The following is a 16,204-nucleotide window of genomic DNA, read 5'->3' on the forward strand; positions in this document are numbered from 1 at the left end:
CCGCTATCGCCCCAGAAACCCGTGCCTTCGAGGCGGATGTCTCCAAGCTGCTGCACATGATGGTCCACTCGGTTTACTCTGACCGGGACGTCTTCCTGCGCGAGCTGATCTCCAACGCGGCCGATGCGTGTGAGAAGCTGCGCTATGAAGCGATCGCCGACCCATCGCTCCTTGGCGAGGACCCGCAGCCGCAGATCACCATCACGCTCGACAAGGAAGCCGGCACGTTGACGGTCGCCGACAACGGCATCGGCATGACCGCAGCCGACATGGCCGAGACGCTGGGAACCATCGCCCGCTCCGGTACCAAGGCCTTCATGGATCGGCTCTCCGCCGACAAGAACGGAGAGGGCCAGCAGCTTATCGGTCAGTTCGGCGTCGGTTTCTACTCGGCGTTCATGGTGGCCGGGAAGGTCGATGTCGTATCGCGCCGCGCGGGCGAAAGCGACGCTGCCAGCTGGTCTTCCGACGGCCTCGGCACCTACACCATCGCACCCGCAGATCCGGAGCAGGCCCCGGTACGGGGGACTAAGGTGACCCTCCATCTCCTGGACGATGCGAAAAGCTATGCGGAGCGCTACAGCGTCGAGCGCATCGTCAAGGCACAGTCCGGCCATGTGCCGGTCCCGATCTTCATCGAGGAAACCGGAAGCGACGAGGAAGCTCGGCAGGTTGCGGACGGCGCGGCGCTGTGGACCAAGCCGAAGTCCGAAATCAGCGAGGAAGACTACACCGACTTCTACCGCAGCGTGGCAGGCCAGTTCGACAAGCCTGCCCTGACGCTTCACTATCGGGCAGAGGGGCGGCACGAATATTCGGTGCTTACCTTCATTCCGGAGAGCAAGCCGTTCGACCTGTTCGATCCCGATCGCAACGGGCGCATCAAGCTCTACGTCCGCCGCGTGTTCATCACCGACGAAGCGGAAATCCTGCCGCGCTACCTGCGCTTCGTGCGGGGCCTCGTCGATTCCGCGGACCTTCCCCTCAACATGTCGCGCGAAATGATCCAGGACAGTCCTGTGCTCTCGGCAATACAGAAGGGGGTAAGCAATCGCATCCTTTCCGAGCTGGAAAAGATGGCCGTTGCAGAGCCCGAACGTTACGCGGCCGTCTGGGAAAACTTCGGGGCCGTGCTGAAGGAGGGTCTGTACGAGGACTATGCGCGGCGCGACACCCTGCTGGGCCTTGCCCGTTTCAAGACAACCATGTCGGACGGCAAATGGCGTTCGCTCAAGGATTACGTCGCCTCGCTTCGGGAAAACCAGACGGCGATCTACTATGCGACGGGAACCGATCTCGATCGGATTGCGGATTCTCCGCAAGTCGAAGGGTTCAAGGCACGCGGCATCGAGGTACTGCTGCTGCCCGACCAGGTCGACAGCTTCTGGACGACGATGGGCGCGGACTTCGAGGGTAAGCCGTTCAAGTCAGTTACGCAGGGAGCCGCTGATCTCAGCCTCATTCCCTTGGCGGAAGGTGGCGAGCTTGCGAATGCCGGCGAGGATGTGACCGGATTCATCGCCTTCGCCAAGGATGCCTTGGCCGAATACGTATCCGATGTGCGCGTCTCGGACCGCCTGACCACGAGCGCCGTCTGCATCGTCGCGCCCGACAATGCGATGGACCTGCAGCTCGAGAAGATGCTGGCTTCCGCCGGACGAGCACTGGAGCGGGCGAAGCCGGTCCTGGAAGTAAACGCCGGTCACACGCTGATCGGCAAGCTGGCGCAAAGCGGTGCTAGCGACGACGACTTGCGCGATCTCTCGTTCCTTCTGCTCGACGAGGCACGGATCGCCGAAGGCGAAGCCCCGACCGACCCGCGCGCTTTCGTGGAGCGTCTCGAGCGGTTGATGGCCAAAACCCTGGGATGACAAGATGAGGGGAGCCGTTTGGCTCCCCTCTCCCTTGGCTGTCCGATCACTTCCGACTCGTGCCTCTCGGTTGAGGCCTTGGCGTTCGCTTTTCGTTGCACACAGCTACAAGGTTCCAATTTCAATGTGTTGCTCCCGGAACATCACGGCGGTCCATTCGCTCAAGCCGCAACAGCAACAGGAGCGAATTCCATGAACACCAAAATCGCGAGCGGACTGATCCTTACCCTCATGGCCGGCGCGGCACTGGCCGGCTGCTCGCATGGCGCGACCCGTGGCGGCCTGATCGGCGGCACCGGCGGCGCCGTAGTCGGCAGTGCTACTGGTCTTGGCACCACGGAAGGCGCCATTATCGGCGGGACCGCGGGCGCGGTGATCGGCGACAAGTAACCAAAGGCGTCAGATCATATCGAAGGGCCGGCGACCAGCGAACTGGGTGCCGGCCCATTGTCGCTCAGGTTTGCGGGTAGAAGGTTACACGCAGCGCCGCCAGAGTTCTGGTTGAATTTTAAAGGATGCTCAAAGTGGATCCCTCGCTCCCCCCTCGCCCTCAGCAGTATTGGACGCTTGGCCGGGTCGCTGTTGCCGCCGTCATGGTCGTCGCAATCCTGGGCGTGGGCTTGCTGTTCGTGCGCCTTGCCAGCTTTCTCATGCTGGTGTTCGCCGCCGTGGTCCTGGCCGTTGTGTTCGACGCGATCGCTCGCATCATCTATTCTTCCCTCTCGATCGGCCGCGCCTGGGCATTGGCGCTCGCAGTGTTCCTTCTACTGGGGACTTTCATCGGCGCTTTCGTGCTGTTTGGTGCCCAATTGACCAGCCAGTTCGACACGATCCGGCAAAGCCTGCCCGAAGGCATCGAACAGATGCAGGCCTTCCTCGAACGCATGGGGTTGGGGAATGCCGGCAACGGTATGTTGGAGCAAGGCAAGGACAGTCTGTCGGGCGCCCTGACCAAGGTGGGCACCTACATGCTGGCGATCGGGAGCGGCCTGACCAACCTCGTGCTGGTCATTTTTGCAGCAGTCTTTCTGGCCGCCGACCCAGGCGTCTATCGCCGCGGCCTTCTTCTCCTGGTGCCCAACCGCGCGGTGAAGACGGCAGACGATGCCCTGACGGATACGAGCCGTGGCCTCAATGGCTGGATGAAGGGTCAGGCGATCTCTTCGGTGGTCGTGGCGACCCTGACGTCTGCGGGCCTGGCGCTGCTCGGGGTACCGTCAGCCGGCGGCCTCGGTGTCATTGCCGGCCTGCTCGACGTCATCCCCATGATCGGACCGGTAATTTCGGGCGTGCCGGCGGTCCTGCTGGCATTCACTCAATCCCCGGAGACCGCGCTGTGGGTTATCCTGCTGTTCGTCCTGATCCAGCAGCTGCAGGGCAACTTCCTTCAGCCCATGATCCAGAAGCAGGCGGTCGATGTCCCACCCGCAGTGCTTCTGTTCACGGTGGTCGCCGCGGGTACGCTGTTTGGAGTGCTCGGCGTACTGCTCGCAGCACCTCTGACCATAACCTTGTTTGTCCTCGTCAAGCGTATCTATGTGAAGACGTTGCTGGGTAAAAACGTGGAAGTGTAACTGTAATCGCCTCTGCGCGGGGCAGCACAGGCGCCGACCTCGGGCGGCAAGTTCCAGCGCAGGCGATCGCGCATCAACGCCGGGCCACTGCGATAAGCGCGGTCGAAGGTATGGGAAGGATTGTGCGATCGCCAGCCATGGCTCGGACTTCGGCGATGACCGCCCTCTTCTCCTCATCGCTCAAACTGGTCCAGTCGGGGGACATGCCGAACAGGGTATCGGGTTCGACCAGCAGGGTCATGTCGAGCGGATAGTCATGGGTGACATGTTCGATCTCTGGATCACGATATCCGGCCAGGACCAGTTCGCTGGCGAAGTCGGCCGGATCGCTGAGCGCCCTGACCGCGTCCGGCATAACCATGCCCTCACGATCGGGGAACAGCTTGCGACAAATCTGGCCTAGCAGCAGGAAGGTTGCGGCACCCCGGTCCTGCCAGGTCGCGACCACACCTGTCCCGCCGATGCGCGTCACCCTTGCCATTTCGGCGAGGCCTTTGCGCCAGTCGGGAAACATGATGACGCCGAAGATCGAGAACACCGCATCGAAGCTGCCATCGTCAAGCTCCAGGGCCTGTCCGTCCATCACCCGCGTTTCGACATTGGGCATGTTCGCGGCCGCAATGCGCGCCACCATGCCGGGCGAGAAGTCCGTCGCGAGCACCCGCGCGCCGCTTCGTGCAGCCGTCAGCGCAAGCGCGCCGGTGCCGGCCGCGACGTCGAGAACGCGGCTTTCCGGTGTCAGCGGAACACGCGCCAGTGCCGCCTCGGCATAATACATGGTGAAGGGATGAGCGGTCTTCTCATAATGCTGAGCAGCCGTATCCCAATGGTCGGGGTTCTCGAATTCCTGCATGGCCAACGCTCCACGAATCATGTAACATCATAAGTATCGTGAAAAGATGCGCTTGCCAACTCCCGACCGTCCGAGAAAGATCAAGCCGTGCGTAATGACAGCCGCCTTTCCAGAATGCTCCATGTGCTGCTCCACATGGCACGCCACGATGGGCCGATGACGTCCGAGGCAATCGCGCGGATGCTTGGGACGAACCCCGTGGTCGTGCGCCGCACGATGGCTGGCCTGCGCGATGCCGGATATGTGCGGTCGGAGAAAGGGCATGGCGGCGGCTGGGCGATCGCCGCAGATCTGGAAGCGGTTTCGCTACTGGATGTCCACCGCGCGGTGGGCGGTCCCCGCGTCTTCGCTATCGGCAGCGAGCACAGCAATCCGGATTGCGCGGTCGAGAAGGCCGTCAACGCTGCGGTGGAGGACGCGCTGCGAGGCGCCGAAGCGATACTGATCGCGCGGTTGGATGCCGTCAGTCTCGCCGAACTGGCGCGAGGGTTCGAGGCCCATTGCAGGCCGGTCGATCAGACGCCGCGCCTCCGCAACCCAGCGCCCGAAGATCGCGACGCGGGAACCTAGGCAGCGATCGGACGTCTTACGTCGACAAGGGGGAATTTTGCGCCGCATCATCACGCCCGGATTAAGAACATCGTTTGCGCGTGGCGCTGGCGCGCTAGCGCTAAGCGCTGGCCTTGTCGCATTGGCATGGAGCGCGCTGGACCGGCTATGTCGCCTGCCCCAGCGTAAGACACCCCCGCCGGCCAGGCCAGGCGTGGAGGGAGAAGCATCCAGTGCGCTAGCCCGGGCGACCTCGGGCGCGGTCGGCGCTCATCCCAACCTGTCCGGCGTTAGCCTCCTCGACGACGCACACGACGCCTTCGCCGCCCGCATGCAGCTCGCGCAGGCCGCGGAACGCACGCTCGATCTCCAATACTATATCTGGCACGGCGACCGCAGCGGCACTTTGATGCTCGAGGCGGTCCATCAGGCGGCTGAGCGGGGCGTTGCAGTACGATTGCTGCTCGACGACAACGGCATATCCGGGCTCGACACGATTCTGGCCGCCCTGGACCGTCATCCCAATATCGCTGTCCGATTGTTCAATCCGTTCCGCATCCGCTTTCCCAAGGCGATAGGCTTCGTCTTCGACTTCCACCGCCTCAACCGGCGCATGCACAACAAGAGCTTCACTGCCGACAGGGCGGTGACGATCGTGGGCGGACGCAATATCGGCGACGAATATTTCGGGACCGGCGATGGCGGGCTGTTCGCTGATCTCGACGTGCTCGCGGTAGGCCCGGTGGTGGACGCGGTGGCAGAGGATTTCGAGCGCTACTGGGATTGCGCATCTGCTTACCCCGCTGCGCAGATCCTGCCGCGCATGTCGGAATCAAAGCGGCAGGAACTCGCAAAAAGAGCCTCTATCATCGAGCGCGATCGCTCCTCCCGCAAGTTCGTTGAGCGGATCCGCGACCTACCGCTGATCCGCTCGATAGTCGACGGTACCATCGCTCTGACCTGGGCGCCGGTTCGCCTGATCAGCGACCCGCCGGAAAAGGCGCTCGGCCCCATGCCTGAGAGCTCGCTCTTGGCCGGTCAGATAGAGAGCGCCATCGGGGAGCCCGAACACGAGCTATGCTTGGTAGCGGGCTACTTCGTGCCCGGCCGCCAGGGTACGGCGATGTTTACCGGGCTTGCCGGGCGCGGCATTGCCATCTCGGTGCTGACGAACAGCTATGCCGCTAACGATGTTGGCGTCGTCCACGCCGGCTATGCGCCCTGGCGCGCGGACCTGCTATCCGCCGGGATCCGGCTGTTCGAGATCTGCGGAAAGAGCAGGCACCCGCAAAGCGGCAAGGAACGGCGACGCGGTCAACGCGTGGGTATCGGCAGCACGTTACGGGGTTCGGGCGGCGGCTCGATGGCGGCTTTGCGCTCCAGCGCGTCGACCCTCCACGCCAAGACCTTTGCGGTCGACCGCAAACGCCTGTTTGTGGGCTCCTTCAACTTCGATCCGCGCTCGGTCCACCTCAATACCGAGATGGGGTTCGTGATCGATAGCGCCGAACTCGCCTCGCGTGTTGCCGACAGGTTCGAAGACACGGTGCCGGCAATGGCCTATGAGGTCACTCAGTCGACCGACGGCGAGTTACGCTGGATAGAACGCGCCGAAGGATCCGAGACCGTCCACACCCGCGAGCCCGACATGACGTTGGCCGATCATTTGATCATAAAGGTGGCGAGCCAGCTGCCCATCGGGAAACTGCTCTAAGCCGGCCGTCCGCTTGCCTCCCTTTCCTGAGTTCACGTTCGCCGCCTTGTTACGGTGTGCCACGCAACGGAGCGAACGTGGTTCCTTCGCGGAATTGTCCCGCAAATGTAAGAAAGCGTCTCTACGCGGCAGCTCGAAACTTTGGAGCGTGCGTTGAGTTGGCTGCGTGAAATCGATCGCTGGTTCATGGCAGAGGTTCTTCCCCACAAGGCGGCCTATCTTGCAAGGGCTGCGCACTTCTGCGGGCGGGATGATGCGGACGACCTGGTGCAGGAAGCCTATGCCCGCGTCCTGAACACGCGCGACTATCGCACCATCATGGCGCCGCGTGCCTTCGTACTGACGACGATTCGCAATCTTGCACTGGAACGTCTGCGCCGCGCGAACGTGGTGCGGATCGAACTGGTGGCTTCGCTGGAGGCGCTCGACCCGGTCGATCCCTCGCCGGATGCCTTTGCGGTTGCCTCCGGGCGGTCGGAACTGCAACGGTTGCTGCGGCTGATCGACGGCTTGCCTCCGCAGTGCGCGCGCGTCATGCATATGCGCAAGGTTCAGGGCATGCCGCCGGCCGCCATCGCGCAGGCCCTTTCAATATCTGTCTCGACCGTGGAAAAGCATATCGCTAAGGGGCTTGCCCTTGTCACGAAGGCGCGGCGCGACAGTGACATTCAGGTGGAGGAATCTTGTCCGGCCGTTTCGCCCCCCCGCAGCATGACGCTGACCTGACCGAGCAGGCCGCCGCCTGGCTGGCGGCGCTCGATGCGGGATCGGCCGATGTCGCGGCTTTCGAGGCCTGGCGCGACAGTGACGTGCGCCACGCCATCGCCTTCGTGGAAGTGGCTGACAGCTGGCGCGACATGGACGCGCTGCGCGTCACGCAGGACGAGGTGCATCGCACCCTGCCGTCAGAACCGGAAGTGCCTGCGAGTCCGGGCCGTCGCCATCTGCTGAAGGCGGCGGCGTCGATCGCGGCAGTGGCGGTCATAGGCGGCGGCTTCGGCTATCGCGCCTATGCGCGCAACAAGGCGACCACCGATATTGGCAAGCGGCGGACAGTCGCTGCCACGCCCGGGCTGCTGCTCGATCTCAATACCGACAGCTGCGTCTACTGGAAGGACGGCACGCCTGCACGAGTATGGCTGGAGCGAGGCGAAGTCGCGATCCGGCTGGAGGCGGGACAGCGCCTGGACCTGATCGCGCCCGACGGGACGTTCCAGCTGGCGCCGGGAACCTACAACGCACGGCTGCGCGACACCGGCTGCGAGCTGGCAGTGCTGGCTGGCAGCATCGCGCGTAGTTCAGCCCCTCCGATCGGACCGGGAGAAATTGCGCTGGCAACGGCAGGCCGCGTCAGCATCCACCCGAGTAGCGAAGCCGACATGTCGCGCGTCACCGCCTGGCAGCGGAGCACGCTGGTCCTGAATGGCGAGAGTCTGGACTATGCGCTCGCGGAAATGAACCGCTATCTGCCGAACAAGATCGTGATCGGCGATCCCGCCCTGTCGCGGCTGCGCCTGGGCGGCACGTTCTCGACCACCGACCCGGAAGAATTTCTCCAGGCGCTGCGCAGCTCGTTCGGCGTGCGCGCCACAGCAGGAGCCAACGGCGGAACCGTCCTGACCCGCAGCTGAAAATTATTTCGGGGGCGAGTAGCGGTTCTTCCTCGCCCGATCATCCTTGCACCGACAATCGCACCAAGCGGGGATTTCCATGCACAAGTTTCTGACGACGACCGCCATCGTGGCGGCCGCGCTGCCGGCTGCCGCCTTTGCGCAAGGGCAGGCGGCGCACGTCCAGTTCGATATCAAGGCAGGCGACACCGCCACCGCGCTCAATCAGTTCGCCAGCCAGGCGGGCGTACATGTCATCTTCCCTTACGACGCCGTCGCCACCCGCCGCGTGGCACCGCTGCGCGGGCGCTTCACAAGGGCCGAGGCGATCCGCCGGCTGATCGCCGGCCAGGGCCTGGTCATCGCTGACGAAACCCCCTCGATGATCTCGCTCAAGGCCGTCTCCGGCGAGCCGCGCGACGCGAAGGGCACCGCCAGCGTGGCCGGGCAGGACATCGTCGTGCTGGGCCAGGGACAGTCGCGGCAGGTGCAGACGGTCTCGACCGCGGCGATGGCAAAGGCCACGCCAGGCTCCTCGCCACTGCGCACGCTGGGCCGCCTGCCGGGCGTGAACTTCGATTCCTCCGATGCGCGCGGCACTTACGAGGCCGCGACCCAGCTTTCGATCCGCGGCTTCCTGACCGACCAGATGGGCTATACTCTGGACGGCGTGCCGCTGGGCAACATGCAGTACCGCAACAACAACGGCCTTTCCATCAACCGCGCACTGCTGACCGAGAACAACGGCCCGGCCACGCTGTCGCAGGGCAGCGGCGCGCTCGGCACCGCATCGACCAGCAACATCGGCGGCACGGTGGACTTCACCTCGATCGATCCGACCGCGCGGTTCGGCCTCGATCTGGAACAGAGCTACGGCAGCGCCAATTCCTGGCGTTCCTTCGTGCGGATGAACAGCGGCGATCTGCCCTGGGGCGGCCGGTTGGCGATCTCTTACGCCCATGACCGCCAGGGCAAGTGGCGGGGTTGGGGCAAGCAGGAGCAGGACCAGGTCAACGCGAAATACGTCCAGCCCCTGGGCGATAGTGTGACTTCGACCACTTTCCTCGACATGATCCACCGCCGCGAGGACGACTACAACGATGTCTCGCTGGCCCGGCTGAAGACTTACGGCTGGAATTTCGACAACGTCCCGACTTATGCCCTGGCCGAACAGCTGGCACTGATCGTGCAGAACGGCGGTACCCCGCCCGCGCCTTACGTCAACGCCGACGACGCGGTGTACCAGGGCGGCGGCGTGCGCCGCGATCTGCTGGCCTATGAGAAGCTGGAATATCAGCTGGGTTCGCGCCTTTCGGGCTTCACGACCGGCTATATCCACCTCGACAAGGGCATCGGCACTTGGGCCAGCCCCTACGATCCGACCCCTGAAGCCTACGGCGGTTCGCCGATCTCGGTTTCGGCGCTGCGCTATGACATCAACCGCAAGGGCGTGATCTCGCGCCTGAAGTTCGATGCGGGGCGGCACAAGATCGAGGGCGGCATCTGGTACGAACGCAACGCCTTCAACCAGGGGTCGTATCTCTACGGTCTGCAAGCCGGACAAGCGCCGGACGATTTCCAGCAGTTCTACAGCAACCCGTTCAAGACGACCTTCTACAACCAGTACAAGACCGACACGCTGCAACTCGACATCAGCGACACCTGGCAGGCGACCGACCGCCTGCGCCTGAACGCGGGCGTCAAGGGCGTGGTCTCCACCAACAAGGCGCACAGCGTCGTCAGCACCAAGCCGATCGACGGCTCCATCCAGGCGAAGAACTGGTTCCTGCCGACGGTGGGCGCGCTCTACAAGCTGGACGACAGCAACGAACTGTTCGCCGACTACACCCGCAACATGGCCGCCTTCGTCGCCTCCACGTCGAACGGTCCTTTCTCCAGCAGCTCTCAGGCCGGGTTCGACTACATCCGGTCCGACCTCAAGCCGGAAATGACCAATACCTTCGAGGGCGGCTATCGCTTCCACAACCGCGCCTTGCAGGTATCGCTTACCGGGTATTACGTGAAGTTCACCAATCGCCTGCTCGCCTCGTCGATCAGCGCGACGGTGGTGGGCAACCAGAACGTGCTCCAGAACGTCGGCAGCGTTTCGTCTCGCGGCGTCGAGGCGGCGGCGAACTGGAAGTTCGCGCCGGGCTGGTCGATCTATGGCAGCTGGGCCTACAACGATGCGACCTATGACGACGACGTGCAGCCGCTGGGCGGCACGCTGGTGGCCACCAAGGGCAAGCAGGTCGTGGCCTCGCCCAAGAACGTCGGCACGGTCGAGCTGACCTACGACGACGGCACCATGTGGGGCGGCGTTAACGCCCATTACCGCAGCCGGCGTTACTACAGCTACCTGAACGACGCGGCGCTGCCCGGCGCCGTCAACGTCAACCTGTCCGCCGGCTATCGCTTCAGCGAGACGCTGGACGTCCAGGTCAACGTGACGAACGTTTTCGACAAGCGCTACATCGCCTCGACCGGCACCGCCGGCTTCGTAACCTCGGACCCCAACGGAACCTACACGACGCTCCAGACCGCCGCGCCGCGCCAGGTCTTCGGCACCGTGCGCGTCCACTTCTGAACCTATCCGGGCGGCCTTCCCTGACGGAGAAGGCCGCCCTCTCCCTCTGGCCGACAGGTACTCCGCATGGAACGACGCAATCTTCTGAAACTGGCGATGAGCGCGCCGTTCGTGCCGCTGACATCCCACGCCGTGGCGGCAAGCGCCACGACAGCCGACGCGGGCTTCACTTTCGCGTTCATGGGCGATTGCCACATAGCTCCCGAACGCGGCGCCGATCGCGGCTGCGCAATGTGCTTCGAACAGATTTCCGCCTCCCAAGTCGATTTCGTCATCCAGGGCGGCGATCATATAGAGGACGCCATGGAAGTCGGCCGCGAACGGGCGACGATGCTGATGGACCTCTACCAGCGCACCGAGCGGCAGCACTTGCGCAAACCGGTCCACCACGTGCTGGGCAACCACGACTGCCTGGGCGTCTTTGCAAAGAGCGGCATCGACCCTTCCGCGCGCGATCACGGCAAGCAGTTCTACGTCGACCGGTTCGGTCCGCGCTACTACGCCTTCGATCACAAGGGCGTGCACTTCGTCGTGCTGGATTCGATGGGCATCACGCCCGACCGCAACTACGAAGGTCGGGTCGATGCCGAGCAACTGGAATGGCTGCGCGCCGACCTCGCCGCGCAGCCCAGCGGCACCCGCATCGTCGTTGTCACCCATATCCCGCTGGTCACGGCGATGCAGTGCTACGAGCCAGAGGCCTGGCTCGACACCCCGCACAACTGGACCTTCGTGACCAACGGCCGCGAGGTGCTGCGTATCCTGCGCGAACACAACGTGCTGGCCGTACTTCAGGCGCATAGCCACGTTTACGAGCGGATCGAACTGAACGGCATCGCTTTCATCACCACCGGGGCGGTGGCGGGCGCGGACTGGCGCGGATCGTTCCTCGGCACGCCAGAGGGGTACACCGAAATTACGATTTCCGGTCGGGTGGTGACAAGCCGCTATCGCACCTACGGATTTTCCAGCGTGGATCGGGAAGACGTGGCAATCTGATGATCTAGGAAGGCGGATGGCCAGCCGTCAAGGAAAGCCGAAACACCATTTTGGCGCGCCGTCATCGGCGCTTGGCGCCCTAGTCCTCACCCGCAGGTCGCGACCAAACCACGTCGTTCCTAGGTCGCTGCGGTTCCGACCGCTTTCACTAGGCATTCGATTTGCTTAAACCCGGAGAGACCGGCCCTGCAAAACACCGGCCTGAAGTCTCCGGCCAGTCTCCTTCTCAGGCGTTCTCGAAAGCGGGATAGTCGATAAAGCCCTTCGCTGCCCCACCATAATACGTCTCACGATCGGGCTCTGCCAGCGGCCAGCCGTGCCGGAGCCTTGCGACCAGATCGGGATTCGAAATAAACGGCTGCCCAAAGCCCGCTAGATCGATGGCTCCATCCGCGATCATGGTCGCCTGCCGCCATCCGGGCCCCTATTTACAAAGGCGCTCACGGCATTCGCGAAGGAATATCCCCATGTCGAGCTCGAGATCGACTACAGCGACCGACTCGTGAACATTATCGATGAAGGCTTCGATGTGGTCGTGCGGACCGGCGCGACCGGCGATTCACGCCTGTTGCGGCGCGTGCTGGGCACGATAGAATGGCAACTTGTGGCCGCACCGTCTTACATTGGGCAGCACGGCCTTCCCCTTATTCCACAGGATCTGAGCGATCACATCTGTTTGCGCCAGAAATCCGCGACAGGCCGGATTTCACCATGGGCGATGCGGACAGCCCCCGATTTCATCGCGCCCGTCAGCCTGACTGCCAGCGTCATCGACCCGCTGTTCCAACTGGTGATCGACGGCACCGGCATCGGCTGCTTCCCGCGCTTCATGGTGCGTGATGCAATCGCTCAAGGCTCGCTCGTTCCGTTACTAGACGGCGAGATCGAACAGGCTGGGACGCTTACAATGCTATGGCCGGCTGCGCGGTTCCGTGTGCCCAAGGTGCGCAGTTTCATTGACATCGCCGCCGTGCATGTCCGTCTGTGACAGTGGCTGAAGGTTCACAGCGGTATAGATCAACAGCTTAGCCTCTTAGGATATGCAAACGTACAATTTCACGCCTGGCAATGCCTTCGTCGATCTCGGAATTGCTGGCAGATGCCGACCTGTTAAAGTCGCTCTGCCAGTGTTCATTAAGGTCCGCTGTTGGGAGGTCCGCACGTACCCATTAGCCAACGAGCTGCGATCGCAGCTCAGAAGAAAAGGCGATCGAATATCACGGCGGCGGCGCCGAGCGCTGCGGCATCACCCACGATTTGGGAGGGCAGGATAACCGGGAACGGTCGGTCGCGATCGCGGACGGGGACGGAGTAGAAAGCGCTCTGTTCAGCAAGCCTTTGAGCCAGATCCGTGGGCAACCGGCCACCGAGAACGACAGCCGCTGGATCGAAAACGGCTGCTACGGCAGAGAGCGCCAGATCGGTCGCCGGACCGATTTGGCGCAACCAATCGTCGACGTATGGGGCTTGCACGTCCAGATTATTCAGCAACGCCGCGATCGTCTCATGCTGATTGCCTGCCGCATTCGCGAGTTGCAGCAGTAGCGCCAGGGTTGGCCGCGAGGACCGTTGTTCCGGTGGGATGAGGCCTGTGAACTCTCCCGCATTGCCATGAGCGCCGCGCAGAAGACGGCCGGACTGGACAATTCCACCGCCGAAGCCACGGTCGATGTAGAAATAGGCGAAGCTGTCCACTTCGCGGCCGGCGCCATAGATTCGCTCGCCCACCGCTGCCGCGCTGCCATCGTTCTCGACCGCCACGGGAAGCGCAAGGGCCTTTCCGAGAACCTCTTCCAGTTCAGCGACCGCCCAATCCTCCATGCCGAGCGGGGCGTTTATGAGGGGAGGCTCGCCGATGAAGAATCCGGGTACGGCGATGCCGATGCCTGCAACCCGGTCCGCTGCCACGCCAGCGTCGTTCACCAGATCTTCGGTCAGGATCGCCATGCGCTCCATGACGGCATCGAGGCGCGGCGCGCTTATAGCCTCGACACGCCGGGCACGTTCCCGGCCCATGAGATCGACCAGCACCATCGAGAGCTGCTCTGCGCGCAAGGTGGCGCCGAACGCGAAAGCGCCGTCGGCATTGGCCGACAGGGGCGTGCTGGGCTGGCCGAGGCTGCTCATCATGACTTTCTGGTCGGCCACGAGCAGGCCGTCGCGCAGCAATTGCTCGCTCAGGCGGCTGACGGTAGGCAGGGCCAGGCCGGTGCGCCGGCTCAGTTCCGCCCGTGACAGAGGAGAAAAGCGCTGCAGCTGCGACAGCAGAATCCGCTCGTTGGCGGACAGTGCACGGTGGTTTGGCAGGGATGCGGCTTCACGGCCGAATTTCATCGAAGGACAACCACGCTGTTAAGTAATGCCATATACGTTAGCTAGCTGCTCTGCGCACGCAAGAGCCTTGTGGCCGTGAGCCCCAGCACTGTCACGGCCCCCAGGGCGGCAAGCACGGCAATGGCCATCATCAAGGCAATGCTGACGGCCGACGCCATGGGCTCCAGCGCGTGCAGGCGTTGCAGATAGAGGCCGGTCAGCCCCAGGGCCGCGGCCTGTCCCACTTTCGCGCAAGCGGCGAATGAGCCGAGGGTTGCAGTGGCACCGCGCTGGGCGTGATCGCGCGTGGCAAGCCTCGCCACGGCGGACCATAGCGCGAAGAACAAACCGCCCACGCCAGCGCCGTAGCTCAGGCCGATCACGGCCAGAAACGGGCCGCCGACACTGGCGATCGGGGGAAACAGGCACGCGCTAAGGGCCGAAACGCAGAGCGCGGCAATCGCGGCAGTGCGCTGCGAACTGCGGCGAACGAGAGCCAGCCAGAGCGGCTGCGACAGCGATGTGCCCAGCGCCACCGCCGTCAGCAGGGCCGCCGCCGTCCAGCGCGATGTCAGCACCCAGGCGGCAAGGTAGGGTTCGAGCTGGGAAAAGACCGTGGTGCCAAGCGACAGCACCAGCATCGCTATATAGAGCCCTTTGCCCTGGCGCGGTGAATAGGGCCGGCTTTCACCGGAGGCCACCACCGTGTCCCGTCGGAGGGTGCGGGCCAGGAGACCTGCGGAACAGACCCCGATCACGCCCATCAGCGCGGCCAGCACCAGGAAGCTTGTGATCTGCATGTCTATCCCCCGGCGCACGAACAGAGGCACGAACAGTGCGGTCAGGGTGACGCGGGCGATGCCGCTAACGGCAAGCCGCGCCGCCGCCATGCGCGAGCGTTCCCGTTCGTCCTTCGCGGCCAGGGCCAGAAGGGCGTTCTGGGGGAGGTCGTAAAGAGCATAGGAAGCGCGGAACGCCAGAAGCGCGGCAAGCGCTGATGACAGGCGCCAATCGACGGTGCTCAGCGCGCTGAGCCCGAACAGAAGTAGCGTGGCAGAACTCAGCGCGGCACCGAACAGTTGAAGCTGCCCCGCGCCGCGGGCCGAGCGCACTCGCGCGGCAAGACTGTGCCCCAACCGCCAGTCCAGTACAGCGTTGGCGAGATAGGATGCGGCCATAATCAGCCCCATGCTGGCAGCGGATATGCCGCACACTTCCGTAAGGTAGAATGCGAAATAGACATCGCTGGAGGCCCAGAACAGTGTCTTGGCAGCGTGGGCAAGAGCGTATGCGGCTGTTCGTCCTTTCAGATACCGCAACAGTTGCATCGCTCTTTCCCCCCGGCGCCGCAGGCCAACCTCAGCTCAGATAGAACTGCCGCGCGAAATGGAACATGTCGTCCAGAAGGCAATACTCCGGTGCTCCGAACGTGATGACGGGCGCCCGGCGCAAGACTTGCTGTTTCCACTCGCGCAGCGCAGAACGGAACTGCCCGTCTTCGGCGGGCGTAAGCCATTCGATCGCATAACCCAGCGTGATATGGAACCCGTAGCTGTCGTGCGAGTCGATGCCGATGCCCATGGACTGAGCCAGCGTCCGACGCGCACGGTAAAGCCTTGCCCGGGTTTCCTCGTCGGCCGGGACAAGGCGCATCGTCAACGGTTCCTCGCCGACCTTGGGTTCACGCAGGTCGACGGTCATGTGATAGGGACCGGCATCGTCGCCCAGACGCACGGCCTTCAGCTGCTGCGCGAGATATGAATTGCACTCCGCCATAGACGCGTCGAGCGCGACCCCCGCCGGCCAAAGTGGACGGCGGCGGTCCTTGTCGTTGGCACCACCGATCACGGTCATATGGTAGCTGGACGGCGGCAAGGCCGTCATCTTGCGCGCGAAGGTATGCGAGGGCAGCTCACGATAAATGTCCAGCAATGCCAGGAAGGCTTCGCTGCCTGCACCCTGCTGCGGCAGATGGCAGATGATCGTGTTACCGGCGAAAGGCATGACCCGCCCGTCGGCATGGAACTTGCGCCCAACATCCTTGGGCCGGTCTGCGCGCGCGGACGCCCATGTCGGGCCCAGGACGGTGCCGGCGGCGAGGCCGGCACTTGCGATCAGGGATCGTCGCGTCATC

15 protein-coding genes are annotated in these 16,204 nt (G+C 63.7%); 10 read left to right on the top strand and 5 right to left on the bottom strand.

The window, feature by feature from the left end; genetic code table 11:
- Positions 1–5: 5 nt before the first annotated feature.
- The 3 genes from htpG to ACI3K3_RS21375 all read left to right on the top strand — a co-directional run bounded on the left by htpG (position 6) and on the right by ACI3K3_RS21375 (position 3,445).
- The gene (htpG, locus tag ACI3K3_RS21365) at positions 6–1,871 is read left to right on the top strand and encodes a molecular chaperone HtpG (RefSeq protein WP_404917436.1); all 1,866 of its coding nucleotides are present in this window, start codon (positions 6–8) and stop codon (positions 1,869–1,871) included.
- Between the two features lie 192 nt (positions 1,872–2,063).
- The gene (locus ACI3K3_RS21370; protein WP_313435627.1) at positions 2,064–2,261 is read left to right on the top strand and encodes a hypothetical protein; all 198 of its coding nucleotides are present in this window, start codon (positions 2,064–2,066) and stop codon (positions 2,259–2,261) included.
- Positions 2,262–2,464: 203 nt separating this feature from the next.
- Positions 2,465–3,445, top strand: a complete 981-nt coding sequence (locus tag ACI3K3_RS21375) for an AI-2E family transporter (RefSeq protein WP_404917390.1) — start codon at positions 2,465–2,467, stop codon at positions 3,443–3,445.
- A 73-nt stretch (positions 3,446–3,518) separates the two neighbouring features.
- On the opposite strand, the gene ACI3K3_RS21380 is transcribed toward ACI3K3_RS21375, so the two are convergent.
- Positions 3,519–4,319 (bottom strand): class I SAM-dependent methyltransferase, encoded by an 801-nt coding sequence (locus ACI3K3_RS21380; protein WP_404917392.1) that lies wholly within the window; start codon positions 4,317–4,319, stop codon positions 3,519–3,521.
- A gap of 66 nt (positions 4,320–4,385) precedes the next feature.
- Here ACI3K3_RS21380 and ACI3K3_RS21385 point away from each other — a divergent pair, with 66 nt between their 5' ends.
- From ACI3K3_RS21385 to ACI3K3_RS21410, 6 genes are all read left to right on the top strand, one after another.
- Positions 4,386–4,868 carry an Rrf2 family transcriptional regulator gene (locus ACI3K3_RS21385; protein WP_404917394.1) on the top strand — a complete coding sequence of 161 codons (483 nt, stop codon included), beginning with the start codon at positions 4,386–4,388 and terminating at the stop codon, positions 4,866–4,868.
- A gap of 121 nt (positions 4,869–4,989) precedes the next feature.
- The gene (locus ACI3K3_RS21390) at positions 4,990–6,561 is read left to right on the top strand and encodes a phospholipase D family protein (protein ID WP_404917396.1); all 1,572 of its coding nucleotides are present in this window, start codon (positions 4,990–4,992) and stop codon (positions 6,559–6,561) included.
- Positions 6,562–6,714: 153 nt separating this feature from the next.
- Positions 6,715–7,287, top strand: a complete 573-nt coding sequence (locus ACI3K3_RS21395; protein ID WP_404917398.1) for an RNA polymerase sigma factor — start codon at positions 6,715–6,717, stop codon at positions 7,285–7,287.
- Positions 7,245–8,192, top strand: coding sequence for a FecR family protein (locus tag ACI3K3_RS21400; protein WP_404917400.1), 948 nt, complete (start codon positions 7,245–7,247; stop codon positions 8,190–8,192). Before ACI3K3_RS21395 ends, ACI3K3_RS21400 begins: the two co-directional genes overlap by 43 nt.
- Positions 8,193–8,271: 79 nt before the next feature.
- Positions 8,272–10,758, top strand: coding sequence for a TonB-dependent receptor (locus tag ACI3K3_RS21405; protein WP_404917402.1), 2,487 nt, complete (start codon positions 8,272–8,274; stop codon positions 10,756–10,758).
- A gap of 66 nt (positions 10,759–10,824) precedes the next feature.
- Complete coding sequence (locus ACI3K3_RS21410) at positions 10,825–11,757, top strand: metallophosphoesterase family protein (protein ID WP_404917404.1); 933 nt, start codon at positions 10,825–10,827, stop codon at positions 11,755–11,757.
- 226 nt (positions 11,758–11,983) lie between these two features.
- On the opposite strand, the gene ACI3K3_RS21415 is transcribed toward ACI3K3_RS21410, so the two are convergent.
- Positions 11,984–12,157: a hypothetical protein gene (locus ACI3K3_RS21415; RefSeq protein WP_404917406.1), complete on the bottom strand. Its 174-nt coding sequence runs from the start codon at positions 12,155–12,157 to the stop codon at positions 11,984–11,986.
- 6 nt (positions 12,158–12,163) lie between these two features.
- On the opposite strand from ACI3K3_RS21415, the gene ACI3K3_RS21420 reads away from it, so the two are divergent.
- Positions 12,164–12,745: a LysR substrate-binding domain-containing protein gene (locus ACI3K3_RS21420; RefSeq protein ID WP_404917438.1), complete on the top strand. Its 582-nt coding sequence runs from the start codon at positions 12,164–12,166 to the stop codon at positions 12,743–12,745.
- Positions 12,746–12,951: 206 nt separating this feature from the next.
- Here ACI3K3_RS21420 and ACI3K3_RS21425 read toward each other — a convergent pair whose 3' ends face one another.
- From ACI3K3_RS21425 to ACI3K3_RS21435, 3 genes are read right to left on the bottom strand one after another with little or no spacing between them, the layout of a single operon-like run.
- Positions 12,952–14,091: an ROK family transcriptional regulator gene (locus ACI3K3_RS21425; RefSeq protein ID WP_404917408.1), complete on the bottom strand. Its 1,140-nt coding sequence runs from the start codon at positions 14,089–14,091 to the stop codon at positions 12,952–12,954.
- Positions 14,092–14,132: 41 nt separating this feature from the next.
- Positions 14,133–15,398, bottom strand: coding sequence for an MFS transporter (locus ACI3K3_RS21430; protein WP_404917410.1), 1,266 nt, complete (start codon positions 15,396–15,398; stop codon positions 14,133–14,135).
- A gap of 31 nt (positions 15,399–15,429) precedes the next feature.
- A complete protein-coding gene (locus ACI3K3_RS21435; RefSeq protein ID WP_404917412.1) occupies positions 15,430–16,203 on the bottom strand; it encodes a DUF1868 domain-containing protein in 774 nt (257 codons plus the stop codon).
- Position 16,204: the final 1 nt, after the last annotated feature.

The sequence above is a fragment of the Novosphingobium sp. ZW T3_23 genome (genome assembly GCF_044987305.1).
Taxonomy (GTDB): domain Bacteria; phylum Pseudomonadota; class Alphaproteobacteria; order Sphingomonadales; family Sphingomonadaceae; genus Novosphingobium.